A 16,620-nucleotide genomic window follows, 5' to 3' on the forward strand; every position below is an offset into this window, starting at 1 on the left:
TCACCGCCCAGAAATGGGCGGTTTTTATTTATCTTTAGCAAACCAAGCCTCTTTAATCTCGGCCATCAATTCATCCGAAATAGGCAATCGCTTTCCGGGCTGACTTTTGCCGGGGTAACGCCAAGTAGAAATCATCACTCTTGTTGAACTTTTTACTTTCAACTTTTCACTATTCAACTCCCCCGAGCCAATTGCATACATCAGCCAAATCTCCTGCTTCCGCTTTGGTGTATCATTCCGCATCATCACCGCCAAAGTTCCTTCGGCGACCCCCTCTTCCTTGCGGGCGGGGTTTTTCAAAATAGTTTTAATTTTTTGCTCGGAAATGCCGTAAAAAAGCATCTTATCTTTTATATGCTGGGTCCACCGGAAATTCTTGTCGTTTTTAGGAAACTTCACGAAAGACATAGAAGCGCCGTTAAGGCGTAGTTGTTATATACTAAAGGTAAATGAGGTACTTATCTACTCTGGTCCGGATCATCCTACTCTCCTTCATAGTTTTCTTAGCCGGAGTCTTAATGGTCAAAAGCTCCCTTGGAGACTCTCCTATTAGCCAAGAACCCGCCAATTTAGCCGCCGGCTATGGCTATATAAGACTTCTGGACTATCGACTTGGTGTGGAGCAACCGCCACTCGGCAAGGCTTTATCTGCGGTGCCACTTTTATTTCAAAAATTAACCTTCCCAATCGCCAGCTTGAACTGGCAACGAGATATTAATAGCTCGCAAGCCGTCGGCCGGCAATTTCTGTACGAATCAGGAAATAGCCCGAGTCAGATGATTAACGCCAGAAGAATCGTGCCGATTATTTTTACTTTATTATTAATCCTCGCAATTTATTGGACATCTAAAGAATTAATCGGAAAATGGTGGGCGCTTTTGCCCGCTTTTCTTTTTGCCTTTTTCCCAACCGCGCTGGCCTACGGGCACTATGCCACCACTTCAGCCGCCTCCACTCTAGCAATCTTTGGAGCGGTAATAAGTTTTCTGTGGTTCCTCAATCAACCCTCCAAGCGAAAAATGCTCTGGGCGGCCGTCGCTTTCGGATTAGCTCAACTAACCACCTTCGCGGCTTTAATTCTTATTCCCTATTTTCTGATAATTTTGACAATTTTCTATCTGGCAAGCGTAACACGAGATTACCGGATGACTGACCCGCGCGAGCGCTTGCGACGCTTTGGCTTGCGGGCCTTTCGTTATTTTCGGTCACTGATGGTTATTTTCACAATTGGTTTCTTGTTGGTTTTTAGCATTTATTTGCTTTTCACTTTGAGCTACCCGCTTGAGAAACAGCAATCCGACACCACTTTCATCCTCGATCAATTCCAACCGCAATGGCTGGGCGACTTCGTAACACAAATTTCCGGCACGCCCGTCTTGCGGGCTGCCGCGCATTATCTTTTGGGAATTACATTGAATTGGCCGGTAGAATCCAACTCTGCAGAAGGGTCGCTCTTGATAAGCGCGGGCCTCAAAACCCCAATCGCTTTGCTATTGCTGATACTCATCTCCTTAGTATTTTCTCTGATGAACATTGGCAAAGCCCTTTGGAGCATGCTCCGCCGCCGCACAAAGAACTTTTCTGATTATTTAAATACCGACTTCACTGAATTCGCGATGTTAATTTTCACTGGAACCTACTGGGCCGGTAGCCTAGCACTGGGCGCGACAGGGTTAGAAAAAATACTACCCACACTCCCCTTCTTGTTCATCTTAATCAGCAACGGAATCAGAAAGTGGTCTGCCGGCACAGAGCTCGCCAATGCCCGCAATTTGGTAATCAAAATATTTCTAGTATACGAAGAATTTCTCCAACTTTCTTTAAAATCCGCAGCTTTGATAATTCTGGTAGTCGCCTATTTCATAACTCCTCTGATTACCTATCCTCATTTTCTATCATTCTCTAATTTGCTGGCCGGCGGCACAAAAAACGGCCATCGACACCTCACCGATTCAGATTATGACCTCGGCCAAGATTTAATCCGCCTTAAAACTTGGACTGTGGCTAACCTACCCGAATTTGATAAAATTGCCGTGGACTATTCCGGCGGCGGGGATATAAAAATCATAGCGCTAGCCGAAGAGTGGGAGTCCGCAAAAGGCGACCCGATTAATGATGGAATCCGCTGGCTTGCAATCTCCGCAACTACGCTCGCCAACGCAAAAAAATCTGCCAATGCCGAAGATCAATATATCTGGCTAACCGCGTCCGCCAGCTGGCGGATTTACGCCCGCGCCGGAACTTCGATATTTATTTATAAACTGGTGGAGTAATCACGAATAATGCAAATTAATTAACTAAATAATGCGAATGGTAATCCGCACTTCTTATTCGCAATATTACCTCCCCCAATTCGTATTATTAGCGATTACTCCTTACCTGCTTTTAAGGTAAATCCGGTTTTCTACAGTAAAGTCTACGTATTCAGAAGTCCGCAGTTTGCCGGACAACATCAAATCCTGAAGATAAGAAAATATTTTTAGAGAAGGTAAAAATCGGACGCTAAAAATTAACTTTTCCCCGCGCACGCCAAAAGCAGTCAGTTCCTGTAGACGCGCGTCAAAACGATATTCGCTGACTCCCAACACCAACCCATTCAATCCGGCCATAATCCTTTGCACGTTCTCAAAGGCATCAACCGCCATCACAGAATCTCCAATTCTGACAATTTTGCCGGCCGCATCCACAATCTTAGGAATGGCCGAACCCTCGGTGTCGGGGGCTTTCTCTATTAACTGCCCGCCTCGGCTAATCCAATAGCAATCATTACTGCACCAGATTGCAAACCTATCAGCCGCTCTGGCCACTATTCGCAAAGTGCCGGTCAAGAAGTCCTTCTCTACCTTAAATCCTGAAACCGTGGACGGCCAAGAAAGGAAGTTTCCGAAACCTAAAAATCTGGCTAAGTCGCCATTCAAAAGCTCCCCGCGAATCTCCTCGAAGTCCGCAGAGCCGGAAACATCAAATTTCTTAATCCGAAAAAAATCAAAATTTAAAAGAGTGTACAAAATGCCTAATCCTAGAAAAGTCAGCAGGCCTGCGTAGCAATAAAGTTTTAATCTAAGTCTGCGGTAGTATTTTCGCTTTTGAATTTTAGAAAGAGGTAGAGCCATCCGGTCATTATTTACTTAATAATGCGTTCAATTAAAGGATTAATCCGAGTTAAAACTTCATAATAACTCGCTCCACCGGCGCGACGGGCAACTTCGTAAGCGCTCATTTCTTCAGTTTTCTGCCTGCCTATCAACGTAACGGAATCCCCTCTTTTTACAGAAATTCCTGTCACATCCACCACTATCATATCCATAGAAACGCGGCCCAAAATTCTAGCTCGCTTGCCTCCCACTAATACTTCACCAACACCGGAGAGTGAGCGCGGATATCCATGCCAATAACCAATCGGAATTACGGCAATTTTAGATTTTTTGGAAACCCGCTCGGTTAGGTCGTAGCCCACAAAATCACCGGCCTCCACTTCTTTCACCTCGCTGATCAACGCGCGCCACGATAGAACCGGTTCCAGTTTAATTTTTTCCATCTGAATGCCAAGCTCGGTAGAAGGCCATAAACCATAAAGCCCGATACCAATGCGGACCGCATCCAAATGGTATTTTTTATTCACTAAAGTGCCGCCGGTTGCCGCCGCGTGACGTAAAAGATTCTTCAGGCCGGCTTTTTCCAGAACCTCAACAGCTTTCTGAAATTCCGCGAATTGCTGATCAGTAAAGGTCGGGTAATTAATGTCTTTGGCGGAAGCGAAGTGCGTATAAACACCGGTGCAATCGGCTTTCATTGCATCATTCATTAGTTTCAAAGCGCCCGGTAAATCTTTTGTATAGAAACCTTGGCGATGCATTCCGGTATCAATCTTCAAATGAAACTCGGGATGATATTTTGAAGTCTTTAATTCTTTCAATGCCTCTAAGCTGGAGATAGTTATAGTAATTTCATTTTCCGCAGCCGCTTTTAGAAGATTCGTGAAGGTCGGGCCAAGTACCAAGATTGGCTTAGTGATCCCTTCTTCACGTAAGCGAACTCCTTCTACTACGCTATCCACACAAAAACCATCAACCCCCAAAGAATCGGCTATTTTAGAAAAGGTTACGAGACCATGGCCGTAGGCGTTGGATTTCACAACCGCAAAAAGCTTGGTCTTGGAACCAACCAAATTGCGGAAGATTTTCAGATTGCGCTGAACCGCCTTTCGGCTTATTTCTATCCAAGTCTTGTAAGTATTCATCAATGAGCTTAATTTATCACAAAAATTGCGTTTTGCATAGGTTCGTTGTAAAATAATTCTAGTTTTGTTGATAGATGAGGAGGCTGGATGGCACGCTTTAAAGTTTGGCGGCCATTCAAAGAGTGGCCTCCGGTAATGAAAGCGGCGGCGTTTATGCTTCCGGCCACGCTGACCGTCATTCTGCATCAGTGGCTAATGCCCATATCACCCGACACTCGGGAAATATTGGCGCGCTACTATCGTAGCGAGCTGCAGTCTTGGATGAATATCGTGGACTTCATCATCTTTATTCCCTTTAAAGAAGAAGCCCTCTATCGCTGGCCATCGCTAATGCTCCTGCTTTGCTTGTTCGGTCAGATTCATAGGCGAGACCCAGCCAACAGGAGAAGCTGGGTGATAACGGCCTACGTTCTATCCATCTCCACCCTGGTCGCGATGACGGCTTATTGGGCAAGCTTCCATGATTACCCGCTTACGGTTTTCTGCTACGGGCTAGTCTGGGGCTGGCTGATATTCAAAACCAGAAACCCTTTCTATTCCTGGCTCTTCCACTCCCTAAGCAACGCCTTCTCAATTCTCTTCATCGTTTTGGGCTATCACCTGATCTACTAATGACTAACAACAACTTACGACGAACGACAAAGCCTCCGAGAAATCGGGGGCTTTTTTATTCGCGATTACTCCACCTGTCCGTCATTGCGAGGATTCACCAGAATCCGTGGCAATCTTACTATAGTGCGATTTATAAATAGCTTTTCTGCTAGATTGCCGCGGGATTACCCTCGCAATGACAGCCGGGACTTATTCGCGATTACTCCTGATTTCTTTCTTGCCAACCAATTTTCTCAAAACTTTCGGTACCATCACCGTCCCCTCTTTAGTCTGATAATTTTCCAGAATCGCGATAATGATACGCCCGATGGCGAAAGCAGTAGCGTCGTTCATATGCACGAACTCGGTCTTCCCATCTTTCCGGCGGACCTTCGTCGATAATCGACGAGACTGGTAATCGGTCATCAAATCAGAAGTATGGGTCTCGCGATATTTATTCTGACCGGGAAGCCAAGCCTCAATATCAATCTGCCGATAATCTGGACCGCCCATATCGCCGGTGCAAACCGAAACCACCTGATATGGAATCTCCAGCTGCTGCATCAGATACTCCTGAATACCCACGATAAAATCTTGCTCCTTACGGGAATTTTCGGGAGTCGTGAAAGACTCCATTTCCAACTTATCGAACTGATGCATCCGCAAGATTCCCTTTACGTCTTTTCCGTGGGAACCGGCCTCACGGCGGAAGCTAGTGGAATAGCCGATATATCGTAAAGGAAACTTATCCTCCTGAATCGTAGAATCCATATGAATCGGACCGAGTGTATGCTCGGCGCTTCCAACAAGATAGATGTCGTCTGTCTGCAAATGATAACGCTCTTCTTCTTGGCCGGGATCTAATCGAGCCATTCTCTTAAATACTTCCGGCTTAATCATTACAGGAGGAAGGACCGGCACAAAAGGCTTCGCCGAATATCCTTTTTCAACTTGGTTAGCAATCTTTTTTAAAACTTTTTCATTTCCCAGCGTATCAAATACGAATTTGATGATTGCCATCTGCAATAAAGCCGCATCCCCTTTCAGGTAAGCAAAACGGCTGCCGGAAACTTTTCCGGCGGTTTCAGTATCAATGATTCCTAGCGCTTCGCCGAGAGTCAGATGATCTTTCGGTTCGAAATTAAATTTAGTCGGAGCGCCTTCACCCGCCTGGGCGGGCCACTGGCGGATTGGTTTATTCCCCGATTCATCAGGCCCCACCGGCACATCGTCAGCTGGTAGGTTTGGGATTTTTACCCAAGCCAAATGCCTTTCTTTCTCCAATTCCGGCAGTCCCACTTCAGCCGCTTTCATTTCTTCTTTCACTTTTTTCGCCTCTTCGATATTCCGCTCTTTACTGAACTGATTCAGTTTCGCGCGTAAATCCTCAATTTTCTTTACCGCCTCACGCCATTTGGTATCTTTTTCTAATAATAAATCCACGGCAGCAGCCGGCACATTCTTTTTGGCAACGCCATCTTTAACTAAATCTGGATTTTTGCGAATGAGTTCGATATCCAACATACAAATAAGTATAAAGTAGAAAGTAGAAAGTAGAAAGTAGAAAAAATTCGGAACAAAAATCCATATGTCCAACGCGTTAGACATATGAAAAATAAAAATCCCCATGTCCAACGCGTTGGACATGGGGATTCTAGTTAACAGCCGTTTTCCGGAGACCACTTCTTGTCGGCCGAAGTCTCTTCTGCTGTCTTTATCAGCCTCCTGGTTTCGGCATGAGAGTCAATTGGCTTTGGGGATTCCACTTTCGGAGTGAAGGGATAAGAGACCTCATTGAGCATTTCTACTGACCCTTCGCTGGTTTCCAGCAAAAGGTATCTTCCGCAGTCTTTGACCTTTACCCCATGACTCTGAAACAGGGCCGCGAGCTGTGCGACATCAATTTCCATGGCTTTCCTCCTCAATAGTGCTGTGGGCTATTTTAGCACAACCGGCCCCAAAAGCAACCCCCCAACTTAAACATCTTACGACCGCAAGATGTTTAAGTTGAGGTGCGCAAATAGAAATAAAATTTTTTGCAATCAAATTTAGCCCGTAATTCTACTATTGGCTTTTGGCTAAACCCTACCCCTTAGGCCTTAAAGTCGGAAACAAAATAATCTCCTTCACCGCGTGCGCTTTAGTGGCGATAGCTACTAAGCGATCAATCCCAATACCCAAACCAGCGGCGGGAGGCATACCGTATTCAAGGGCCTCCAAGAAATCCTCGTCTTTGCGGGAAGCTTCCTCGTCCCCTGCTCTGAATGCCTTCTCTTGCCGCTCCATCTGCTCACGCTGAAAAACCGGATCATTCAGTTCGGAAAATCCTTTAACCACTTCCGCTCCGTTTACAATCAACTGGAAGCTTTCGGTCAGGGTTTTGTCTTTCTCATGCAATTTCGCCAAGGGCATTAATGACTCCGGATAATCAGTCACAAAGGTAGGCTCCACAATCTTCGGACGTACAGAGCGCTTAAACGCCTCATCCAACTCTTTCGCCGGAATAGTCTTATAATCCTTGCCGGAGTGCTGTTTGAAAATTTCTGCAAAAGTAACTGTCTTCCATTTTCCGGGTATAAGTTTTTTCAATAATTTCTGAGTGAATTTCATCAAACCCTGATAATCCTGATAAGCCCAATAGAGCTCAAGCTCGGTGAATTCCGGATTGTGGTCGCGATCCATTCCTTCGTTGCGGAAAACTTTGCCCAGCTCAAAAACTTTCTCCATTCCGCCGATCAACAATCGTTTCAGGTAAAGCTCCGGGGCGATACGCAGGAAAAAATCCACATCCAAGGCGTTGTGGTGAGTTTTAAATGGCCGAGCTTTGGCTCCGCCGGGAATCGGCTGAAGAGTTGGGGTTTCTACTTCCAAAAATCCTTCCTCGGCCAAAAAGTCTCGGATGTATTCAATTATCTGCGAACGCTCAACCAACTGCTGGCGGACTTCGGCATTCAGCATTAAATCCAGGTAGCGTTTACGAAAACGTTCTTCGGTGTCGCTTAGGCCATGCCAGACGGATGGCAAAGGACGCAAAGTCTTCGTTATCACCCTCATCGATTTTGCCTCTACGCTCTTCTCCCCTCTTTTCGTCTTAAATAGCGGGCCGGCAACTTCCACAAAATCACCGATATCTAAATTATCTTTGAGGGCCTGAAAATTACCCAAATTAGTTTTGCTGAAAACAATCTGGATTTTTTCTCTCGAGCCATCAGTAAGATCGGCAAAAGCCACGCCACCCTGCACGCGAAGGCCAAGCAAACGGCCGGTCAACCAAACTTTAGTTTTCTTTTTAGATAACGCAGCGAAATCCTTTACCACATGAGCCACCAGATGGGTGCGCTTAACTTGCGATGGATAAACGTTTACGCCCAGCTTCTCCAGCTCGGCCTTCTTTTTAAGGCGCTCTTTAATAAGGTCTTCCAACATTTATATATAAAGAATACTACTTAACAGACACAATCTTGTAAGTCATTTCGCCAGCCGGAGTTTTTACCTTAACGGAATCTCCTTTAGATTTATGCATAAAAGCGGAACCCATAGGCGATTCATTGGAAATCTTGCCACCAGCTGGATCGGTTTCATTATGGCCAACGATTTTGAGTGCTAATTTTTTACCGTCTTTTTCGACTTCAATCTCGGAACCAATCTGCACCTTGTCTCCCTTAACTTGAGTAATCAAAATAGCGTTCTTAATCATGTCTTCCAGCTCAAAGATGCGGGTCTCAACTTGCACCTGCTCATCGCGGGCCTCCATATATTCGGCGTTCTCGGAAAGATCGCCCAACTCTTTGGCGCGCTTCAAGCGCTCGGCAACCTCTGCGCGTTTCTGAGTTTTTAATATTTCCAATTCTTTCTTCAATTCCTCAAGCTTCTCGGATGATAGATGATATTCCATTGTTGTATATTCTAACTATTTAAACATTTAAATATTTAAATATCAAGCAAAAATTTAAATATCAAGAATTTAAATCATAAGACTTCCTCCAGAGCCACCAGCGAACTTTCACCGCCTCAAAAAGCACCTGGAAATACGAGTACCATCGGACATGGGAGCGGGCGTCATTCACCCAATGCACCGGCATTTCACGAATCTGATAGCCAAGTGACCGAGCTAAAGCCAGAGCCTCCACGTCGGACCCCCAGCGATTCAGCCGGGCCAAAGAAAAAATCTTCTTACTCGCCTCTTCAGAAAAACATTTAAACCCACACTGACTGTCCCAAATACCCCGCAACAACAAAATCTGCACAAATAAATTACCCAACTTACCGGCGAGTTGCTTTAAAATATTCTGCGGCGGATTGAGCTTCGAGCCCTTCACTGCGCGCGAACCGATTACTACTTCATAGCCCTCATCAAGAGATGGAATCATTTTATTGAACTCGACGATTGAGGTGGAATTGTCGGCGTCCATAAATACCCGCCAGTTGCCTTTTGCAGCCAACATCCCCTCCCGTACCGCCGCTCCTTTCCCTTTATTTTCTTTCAGCCTGATTATTTTTAAATTTTCTATCAACGGCTTAAACCGCTCCGTAATCTCTGCGGTGGCATCAGTGGAGCCATCGTCAATCACCAGAATTTCATAGGAATACTCCTGCTCAGAAAGATGCCGGTCAACGTCAATCAACGTCAAAGGAAGCCTTTTGGCTTCGTTGTAAGCGGGAATAATAACGGACAGATATGGTTTTGCCACTACTCTTAGTATATCAAAGCAACGAGATGCTAATTAAAAAAATCTAAGCCTATTTTATTCAGCACAAAATAGAATACTGAAGAAATTATGCCGAGCATCCAGTCAAAAATTTTAGCAAAAAATCTAACCACTATCATCACTATCTTCCAAACCCCTGCCAAAAATCCCTTAGCCTGCTCTTCTGTGGGCAGTGCCTTATTAATCTCTTGCGCTACCGGAGCGATGTTAATCTTTTTTTGAATCTCCTGATTAACGGTTTTAGCGGCATCTAAAGCTTTATCAAAATTTACTTCGGCCAAGACGGGCGTGGCAGAAAGTAGTAAGTAGAAAATAGATAGTAGAATAATTCGAAAAGGTATCATAGGTAATTTCTAGGATTTAAATCTCCACCAAAGGGCATTGACCCGCAGACGCGACTCGCTCCCATATAGAAGGTCTGCGCGGCGTAAACTGTGAAATGAAGGTGTGGGCCGGTAGCGTAACCAGTGCGCCCCACATAGCCGATGAGTTGACCTCTCTTAACTATATCCCCTTTCTTGATTAGTTGTCCGTCCACACTTCCGAACCTGGAAAGATGCGCGTAAAGAGTGGTGAGGTTATTATCGTGCTGAACTACGATGAATTTTCCGTAAGCTCCCCGATAACAAAGCTGGTCCTGGTCTCCTATCGCCACTACCGTGCCATCTTCAGCAGACCAGACCTCCGAACCAATCGGCGCCCCAATATCTACTCCATTGTGAAATTGCCCTTTGTACCCATATTTTGCGAAAGCAGTCGCGCCGTAATCCTGCGTCATCACTCCGGCGGCAGGCATCGCCAGCACTCCCGGCCTAGGGATTGGCAGCAACGAGGGATCAATACTTGCTCGCAATTCTTTTTCAATTTTTTCTATTTCCGCGGAAATATCCGCCTGTTTTTTAGATAAATCATCTAAAACCAGCGCGTAAACCTTTTCCTGACTTTTTGTCTGAGTCAAAAGCTGCTGCCGCTCGGTTTTTTGATCGGCAACGATATTCTTGCGATTTTTTAGAGTGCTATTTTCTACTTCTATTTTTTTCTTTTTAGAACTAGTGGTTTGAAACTTACCATCCAGCTGCTGGCCCAATTCTTTCAAATTCGTAACTTCGGTGGAAATTCCGTTGTTTAAGCTGGCGATACTTTCATTCTCCAACACACTCTCCGCCAAACTGCGGTTCTTCAATAACATCATCAGCGACCCCTCGCCGTCCTTTTCATACAACTCACGCATTAATATAATCAGAGCAAGTTTTTTAGTGCCTACTGAGGCATTGATTTGGTTGATATCCAACTGAACTTCCTGTAATTCCAATCCCAATTTTTCAATATTTATCTGACTAGACTTAATCCCCAAATTTAACTGATTAATGCCGTAATCTATGGTCTTGATCTCCTTACTCAAACTCTTTTGCTGACTCTGTGTCTGCTCTATTTGTTTCTGCGTAGCCTGAATCTGATTATTGATTTCCAATAATCCTTTGGCCTTCTCTTCAATGGCCTTACGTAAATCATCGGCGGCTGAAGCGCCCGCTGGCGCGGCAGAAAGTAGTAAGTAGAAAGTAGTAAGTAGAAAAACTGTAGCTAAAATAGAGCGTTTCATATCCTCTTTAATAATAGCTTACTTACCGAGCAATTTAATGGCTTCCGCAACCCGCACTAAAGTCTCTTTTTTTCCTATAACTTCCATAATTTCAAATGGGCCGGGAGATTTTTCCAAGCCGGACAAAGCGATTCTGATAGGCCACAAGAAATCCCCCTTCCCTCGCGCTTCCGCAATCGGCATTAAAACCTTATCCAATTTATTTTTCGCGAAATCATCACTGATAATCGCGGAAATAATCTGCTCCGCCTCTTTGAGATTAGCCAGGGTCTTTTCTTTAGTGGAAGTTTTCCAAATTAAAAGCGCCGGATTATATTCGGCCACCTCCACAAAAAATCCCGCCATCTCCTGAAAATCAGAGAGTTTCTTTAGCCGCTCTTTCGTGGCTTCCACGATGCGCAAATTCTGTTCGGTATCTTTCACTTTCAAAAGCTTGGCCAAGTCTTTCGAGTCCATCTTCTTTATATACTGGGCGTTCAGCCAATCTAATTTATCCACGTTGAAAATCGCACCCGCTTTTTGGATGCGATTGATATCAAATTCTTTAACCAATTCTTCGGCGGTAAAAATTTCCTTCTCAACAACAGCGGACTTGCCCCGTGCCTCAACCGAAGGTTGTGGTGCGGGGTGCCAGCCAAGCAAAGCCATAAAATTCACCATCGTTTCCGGCAGATAGCCTTTTTCGCGATATTCGTTGATTGAAGTCGCCGAGAAGCGCTTGGACATCTTGCTTCGGTCGGCGTTCAAAATAAGCGGGATGTGGCCGTATTCGGGAGAGCCGAAACCTAATGCTTTCTGAATCAAAATTTGCTTAGGGGTGTTGGCAATATGATCTTCTCCGCGGATTACATGAGAAATCGCCATCTCCTCGTCGTCTACCACCACCGCAAAATTATATAAAGGCACCCGAGGGTCTTTAGCGATTGCTATATCCCCCATTAGGGCGGCATCAAAGGTAATGTCGCCACGGATGATATCGGTAAAAGTAATCTTGGTTTCCGGAACCTTCAAACGAATAACATGACTGGCTGTGGATTTTAAATTTTCTTTTACCTGCTCGGCGGTTAAAAGCCGGCATCGCCCGCTATATTTTGAGCCGAACCCCTGCGCCAACATCGCCTGCCGCTCTTCTTCCAGCTGTTCTTTACTGCAGAAACAATAATAAACCGAGCCTTCGGCCAATAACTGATTAAGATATTTTTCATAAACCTCCAGCCGGTCAGTCTGCTTGATTGGACCTTCGTCCCAATCCAAACCAAGCCATTTTAAACTTTCAATAATATCTTTCTCATACTTTTCTTCCGAGCGTTCAAGGTCGGTGTCCTCAATACGTAAAACAAACACGCCATTGTTTTGCTTAGCAAAAAGCCAGTTAAAAAGCGCCGTGCGGGCAGTGCCGATATGCAAGTAGCCGGTCGGCGAAGGGGCGATTCGAACCCGAACCTGTTTTTTATTCGTTGGACTCATAAACAAAAACTAAGATATAAACTCAAGAATATCAACCGCAATGCGGTCGGCGGCATCGGCTTGGTAGAACGCGGTGGCGGCGGAAGACATTTTTGCTTTCACTTCCGGATCCAAGACGATTTTCTCAACTTGGTCTAAAAATATACTGGGCAATAGATTGTCCTGCTCAATCACTACCGCCGCCCCTGAAGAAGCATAGGCATAGCCATTTTCTTTTTGATGATCAGCGGACGCTTCGGGAAACGGCACAATAATCGCCGGTTTCCCTTTCGCGGCTATTTCAAATATCGCTCCGGCTCCGCCCCGCGCCATAATCAAGTCGGCGGCATCCATTGCTTTACTCATTTCAACCCCGAGATAATCAGAAAATTTATAGCTGGCGAGCAGAATCGGGGAAAAATTCTTAGTCAAAAAATCATATTGATTCTTATAATCTTGGAACTTTTCCCGGCCAATCACATGCATCACCTGAAATTTCAATAAAATTGCTTCAAGATTGCCGAGGATAAAATCGTTCATCCGATTGGAGCCCTGCGAGCCGCCAAAAATCAAAATCAGCGGTTTAGCGGGATCAAAACCTAACGCTACCTTGGCCTGCTCCGGAGAGGTTTTAATCAATAATTCAGAGCGGACCGGATTTCCCACTACATCCAATTTCGCCGTAGTTCTCGGAAAACGCTTTGCGGCCGAACCGAAAGCTAAACCGATAACTCTGGCGAATCTGCTCGCCAGACGATTCGCTAATCCGGGAACTGAATCCGATTCATGGATAACTATAGGGGTAGCGTAGAGAAAGCTAACTAAAACCACCGGCAAAGAGCCCGGTCCGCCCTTAGAAAAAACTACATCCGGCATAAACCAATATATTTTCCATAAACACTGCAGTACGGAAAAACCGAATTTAAAAATATCCAGAAAGTTCAGCAAAGAAAAATAACGACGCCACTTACTTTCCGCAACCCGAGAAATTCGAATAGCGTTAGCGGATAAAGCCTCCCGAAAAGCGCCGGGGTTTCCAAAATATCGGAAATCGGCCTGCACGCCGTTTTTTTCCGTCCAAGCCCGCAGTTTTTCTGAAACGGCGATAATCGGATAGATATGTCCGCCCGTTCCCCCTCCAGTAAAGATAATCCGAAGCTTTTTAGCCATTAATGAAATTATATCAGAATTACTAAAGTAAGCTCTAAATTCTAAACCCTAAATCCTAAACAATGTCTTAATTAGAAAATTTCAAAATTTTGGTATTTGAATTTATTTAGAGTTTAGAAATTAAGATTTAGAATTTTTAGACTCAAGAGTGTTTGCTTATATTCGCCACAATCCCGCCCATTGTCATAAATACCGCAAGGGCGGTGCCGCCATAGCTAATAAACGGCAAAGGAACCCCAGTGAGCGGCAAAAGGCCAGAAATAGCGCCGATATTGATAAAAACCTGCAGACTAATCAGCGTACCGAAGCCCACCAGTACTAATTTTCCGAACTTATCCTTAACGGATCTAGCCAAAAGTAGGATTCGCAAAACCAACAATAAAAACACTGATACCAAGCCGACCGAACCAACAAACCCCAACTCTTCCGCCACTACGGCAAAAATTGAATCCCCGATTGGCTCCGGTAAATAACTTATTTTTGTAGTTGATTGCCCATAGCCAACACCAAAAATTTCTCCGGCTCCAATAGCCATTTGCGCCTGATTGATATGATAGCCTCCACCCAAAGGGCTGGCATCCGGATTTAAAAAATTAGCAATACGTTGAAAGCGATAAGGGGTCATGGCAACGGCAACAGCCAAAGCCAGAACTCCGATTACGGCCACGCCTCCTACATAAGAAAGTTTCGCCCCGCTCACAAAATAAAGCACCAGCGCCGAAACGGAAATAATCACTACGGTAGTGGTAGTCGGCTGCTTGAGCAGAAGACCGGCGACCGCCCCCAACACAATAAAAAACGGAAAAAAGCCCTTCCAAAAACTTCGGCTACGCTCACTCTGGCCGGCCAACCAAGCCGCGAAATAAATAATGACCGTCAATTTCAAAAATTCCGCCGGTTGGAAGGTAATCGGCCCAATCTGCAGCCATCGCTCCGCCCCGCCGGCTTTCAGTCCAAGCGGAGTGAATACTAGGGCAGTCAGCACTATACTCGCCAGCAGTAAAATCAGGGCAAATTTCTGATAGCGCCGATAATAGATATTATAAGCTAAGAAAAATCCTGCCAGTCCCACGATTAACCCGGTGAAGACCTGATGCTTCAGATAATAGAAGCTGTCGTTGAATTTTGCCTGCCCGAGATTGGAAGAAGCGCTCGCCAACGCCAGTAATCCGAAAATTACTAAGAAGAGCAGGCAGAGAAGAATTATATAATCCGGCCGATGACTTCTCATCGCAATTATATCTTCCTCAAAATTTCGCCCGATAAAATATTCTGGTACTGCCTATCCTTGACCGCCAACTGCCCATTAACAATGACATGTTCAACCTTAACTCCATGCCGAGTGGAGAACAACACCAAATCCGCAACCGCTCCTTCGGCAATCAAGCCGCGATTCTTCAAGCCGAACTTTTGCGCCGGTTCGGACGTAATCTTACTGATGGCCTGCGCCAAAGAAAGCATTTTTCTCTGGGTAACCACCTCGATAAATCTTGGGAAGGTATTGGTGAATCGCTCATGCTTCAGCGAACGAGTATCATCCGGCAAGCTGGCGCCGTTGGAGGCGATTAATGCCTGCTCGCGCTCCAAATTCTGCAAAGCGAGATCCAAATTGATGTTGCGATAAAATACCAAAGCTCGTAATCCGGTTAAGCTCATCAGCTTCATCAAAGCTTCCGCCATATTCAATTCCTGATTTTCCGCAAAATCCTGCAAAGTTTTTCCAACCAGATAATCTTGGCCGGCTGCTTGCGCTATCCGAATATCTTTCCCTTTGATACCGGCAAAGTCTTTCAGAAGACGAGCCGCCAAGTCGGGATTTTTTAAATATGAAAGCATTATTTCCAAATTTCCAACCTGCGCCCAAGCCGGTAGTAGTGTGTATATCGGAATAATTGTTTCGCCAAAAGGATAGCTATCAAAATGAATATCCAGCGAAGCGGCGGAGCTATGGATTAACTCCACGGCTTTTTTATAATCTTGCTCGAATCCGATAATCGGCTTGAAATGGCTGATTAAAGTTTTAGCTTTAGTTTCTTCGGCAATTTTAATTGTTTCTTCCACCGCCGCCAGCACGCCCTCTTTATCGTCGCGCAAATGAGTTGCATAGACTCCCCCTTTTTCTGCCACTACCTTCACCAGCTCTTTAATCTCTGAATAAGGAACGCGGCGGGAATGCGCGTAACCCAAACCCGTAGATAACCCGAAGGCGCCTTCTTTAATGGCGTCTCTGACTATTTTTTTCAAAGCCTCCAACTCCGGCAGAGTAAGATCGCGGGCGTCTTCCTGCACTAAACCACGGCGAATCGTGGAGTGCCCGACCAAAGTTCCGAAATTAACTCCCAATCCCCTTCTTCCCAAAACTTTCAAAAACTCGGCGACGGTATGCCAATCAATATTTACCTGCTTGGTATCAGTCCACTTACGGATAGAATCCAAGCTTCCCGAAAACAACGGGGCAAGAGAGGCGCCGCAAACTCCGCCGAAGATAGTCGTGACTCCCTGAAGCAAAAAATCCTGCTGTTGCGGGTTAGTGAAAAGCGAAAGATGGTGGTCGGAGTCGGTGTCTACATCTATAAATCCGGGAGCAAGATAAAGGCCGAGGGCTTCTATTGTAAGCTGGGATTTCTTGGTCGGAAATTTGCCGATAGCGGCTATTTTATTACCCTTCAACAAAACATCGGCGGTAAAAACCGGCCGCTTCCCGGAACCATCCAGAATTTTCGCGCCTTTTATTAGAATCATTTGACTTACCCTAAAATTATAGCATTTTGCTAATTAGTGCTGCCGAATAGCTTTCTCGGACACAGCGTTGCTGGCCTCCGGCGGGCCAGCCCGCTTCTCTCTCGACAAGTTGTTTCGGCTAA

The 16,620-nt window shown here is 45.3% G+C and carries 16 protein-coding genes; 2 read left to right on the top strand and 14 right to left on the bottom strand.

Annotation, left to right across the window (positions count from 1 at the left end; all coding sequences use genetic code 11):
• Positions 1-24: 24 nt before the first annotated feature.
• The gene (locus Q7S83_01110) at positions 25-408 is read right to left on the bottom strand and encodes a hypothetical protein (GenBank protein MDO8466720.1); all 384 of its coding nucleotides are present in this window, start codon (positions 406-408) and stop codon (positions 25-27) included.
• 41 nt (positions 409-449) lie between these two features.
• On the opposite strand from Q7S83_01110, the gene Q7S83_01115 reads away from it, so the two are divergent.
• A complete protein-coding gene (locus tag Q7S83_01115; GenBank protein ID MDO8466721.1) occupies positions 450-2,273 on the top strand; it encodes a glycosyltransferase family 39 protein in 1,824 nt (607 codons plus the stop codon).
• A gap of 102 nt (positions 2,274-2,375) precedes the next feature.
• Here Q7S83_01115 and Q7S83_01120 read toward each other — a convergent pair whose 3' ends face one another.
• Positions 2,376-3,113 (bottom strand): hypothetical protein, encoded by a 738-nt coding sequence (locus Q7S83_01120; protein ID MDO8466722.1) that lies wholly within the window; start codon positions 3,111-3,113, stop codon positions 2,376-2,378.
• Between the two features lie 11 nt (positions 3,114-3,124).
• On the bottom strand, positions 3,125-4,240 hold the full coding sequence (alr, locus tag Q7S83_01125) for an alanine racemase (protein MDO8466723.1): 1,116 nt from the start codon (positions 4,238-4,240) through the stop codon (positions 3,125-3,127).
• Positions 4,241-4,327: 87 nt separating this feature from the next.
• Between alr and Q7S83_01130 the strand changes: the two genes are divergently transcribed.
• Positions 4,328-4,852, top strand: a complete 525-nt coding sequence (locus Q7S83_01130; GenBank protein MDO8466724.1) for a CPBP family glutamic-type intramembrane protease — start codon at positions 4,328-4,330, stop codon at positions 4,850-4,852.
• Between the two features lie 189 nt (positions 4,853-5,041).
• Here Q7S83_01130 and serS read toward each other — a convergent pair whose 3' ends face one another.
• From serS to Q7S83_01185, 11 genes are all read right to left on the bottom strand, one after another.
• A complete protein-coding gene (gene serS, locus Q7S83_01135) occupies positions 5,042-6,355 on the bottom strand; it encodes a serine--tRNA ligase (GenBank protein ID MDO8466725.1) in 1,314 nt (437 codons plus the stop codon).
• Between the two features lie 134 nt (positions 6,356-6,489).
• Positions 6,490-6,741, bottom strand: coding sequence for a hypothetical protein (locus tag Q7S83_01140; GenBank protein MDO8466726.1), 252 nt, complete (start codon positions 6,739-6,741; stop codon positions 6,490-6,492).
• A gap of 175 nt (positions 6,742-6,916) precedes the next feature.
• A complete protein-coding gene (locus tag Q7S83_01145; GenBank protein MDO8466727.1) occupies positions 6,917-8,257 on the bottom strand; it encodes an amino acid--tRNA ligase-related protein in 1,341 nt (446 codons plus the stop codon).
• Positions 8,258-8,273: 16 nt separating this feature from the next.
• Positions 8,274-8,726 (bottom strand): transcription elongation factor GreA, encoded by a 453-nt coding sequence (gene greA, locus Q7S83_01150; protein ID MDO8466728.1) that lies wholly within the window; start codon positions 8,724-8,726, stop codon positions 8,274-8,276.
• 61 nt (positions 8,727-8,787) lie between these two features.
• Positions 8,788-9,522 (bottom strand): glycosyltransferase family 2 protein, encoded by a 735-nt coding sequence (locus Q7S83_01155; GenBank protein MDO8466729.1) that lies wholly within the window; start codon positions 9,520-9,522, stop codon positions 8,788-8,790.
• A 29-nt stretch (positions 9,523-9,551) separates the two neighbouring features.
• Positions 9,552-9,884 (bottom strand): hypothetical protein, encoded by a 333-nt coding sequence (locus Q7S83_01160; protein ID MDO8466730.1) that lies wholly within the window; start codon positions 9,882-9,884, stop codon positions 9,552-9,554.
• Positions 9,881-11,140, bottom strand: coding sequence for a peptidoglycan DD-metalloendopeptidase family protein (locus tag Q7S83_01165; GenBank protein ID MDO8466731.1), 1,260 nt, complete (start codon positions 11,138-11,140; stop codon positions 9,881-9,883). The genes Q7S83_01160 and Q7S83_01165 overlap by 4 nt, the downstream gene beginning before the upstream one ends.
• 18 nt (positions 11,141-11,158) lie before the next feature.
• Positions 11,159-12,607, bottom strand: a complete 1,449-nt coding sequence (gene gltX, locus Q7S83_01170; GenBank protein MDO8466732.1) for a glutamate--tRNA ligase — start codon at positions 12,605-12,607, stop codon at positions 11,159-11,161.
• A 9-nt stretch (positions 12,608-12,616) separates the two neighbouring features.
• Positions 12,617-13,756, bottom strand: coding sequence for a UDP-N-acetylglucosamine--N-acetylmuramyl-(pentapeptide) pyrophosphoryl-undecaprenol N-acetylglucosamine transferase (locus Q7S83_01175; GenBank protein MDO8466733.1), 1,140 nt, complete (start codon positions 13,754-13,756; stop codon positions 12,617-12,619).
• 142 nt (positions 13,757-13,898) lie between these two features.
• Positions 13,899-14,987, bottom strand: a complete 1,089-nt coding sequence (gene ftsW / locus Q7S83_01180) for a putative lipid II flippase FtsW (protein ID MDO8466734.1) — start codon at positions 14,985-14,987, stop codon at positions 13,899-13,901.
• A gap of 5 nt (positions 14,988-14,992) precedes the next feature.
• Entirely contained in the window at positions 14,993-16,498 is a 1,506-nt protein-coding gene (locus Q7S83_01185; GenBank protein MDO8466735.1) for an amidohydrolase family protein, read from the bottom strand.
• Between the last annotated feature and the right edge of the window lie 122 nt (positions 16,499-16,620).

The sequence above is a fragment of the bacterium genome, from assembly GCA_030646995.1.
Taxonomy (GTDB): Bacteria; Patescibacteriota; Minisyncoccia; order UBA6257; family WO2-44-18; genus JAUSKF01.

Coding starts and splice junctions, on each gene's coding strand:
- Q7S83_01110 (MDO8466720.1), bottom strand. CDS start 408: ATGTCTTTCGTGAAGTTTCCTAAAAACGACAAGAATTTCCGGTGGACC.
- Q7S83_01115 (MDO8466721.1), top strand. CDS start 450: ATGAGGTACTTATCTACTCTGGTCCGGATCATCCTACTCTCCTTCATA.
- Q7S83_01120 (MDO8466722.1), bottom strand. CDS start 3,113: ATGGCTCTACCTCTTTCTAAAATTCAAAAGCGAAAATACTACCGCAGA.
- alr (MDO8466723.1), bottom strand. CDS start 4,240: ATGAATACTTACAAGACTTGGATAGAAATAAGCCGAAAGGCGGTTCAG.
- Q7S83_01130 (MDO8466724.1), top strand. CDS start 4,328: ATGGCACGCTTTAAAGTTTGGCGGCCATTCAAAGAGTGGCCTCCGGTA.
- serS (MDO8466725.1), bottom strand. CDS start 6,355: ATGTTGGATATCGAACTCATTCGCAAAAATCCAGATTTAGTTAAAGAT.
- Q7S83_01140 (MDO8466726.1), bottom strand. CDS start 6,741: ATGGAAATTGATGTCGCACAGCTCGCGGCCCTGTTTCAGAGTCATGGG.
- Q7S83_01145 (MDO8466727.1), bottom strand. CDS start 8,257: ATGTTGGAAGACCTTATTAAAGAGCGCCTTAAAAAGAAGGCCGAGCTG.
- greA (MDO8466728.1), bottom strand. CDS start 8,726: ATGGAATATCATCTATCATCCGAGAAGCTTGAGGAATTGAAGAAAGAA.
- Q7S83_01160 (MDO8466730.1), bottom strand. CDS start 9,884: ATGATACCTTTTCGAATTATTCTACTATCTATTTTCTACTTACTACTT.
- Q7S83_01165 (MDO8466731.1), bottom strand. CDS start 11,140: ATGAAACGCTCTATTTTAGCTACAGTTTTTCTACTTACTACTTTCTAC.
- gltX (MDO8466732.1), bottom strand. CDS start 12,607: ATGAGTCCAACGAATAAAAAACAGGTTCGGGTTCGAATCGCCCCTTCG.
- Q7S83_01175 (MDO8466733.1), bottom strand. CDS start 13,756: ATGGCTAAAAAGCTTCGGATTATCTTTACTGGAGGGGGAACGGGCGGA.
- ftsW (MDO8466734.1), bottom strand. CDS start 14,987: ATGAGAAGTCATCGGCCGGATTATATAATTCTTCTCTGCCTGCTCTTC.
- Q7S83_01185 (MDO8466735.1), bottom strand. CDS start 16,498: ATGATTCTAATAAAAGGCGCGAAAATTCTGGATGGTTCCGGGAAGCGG.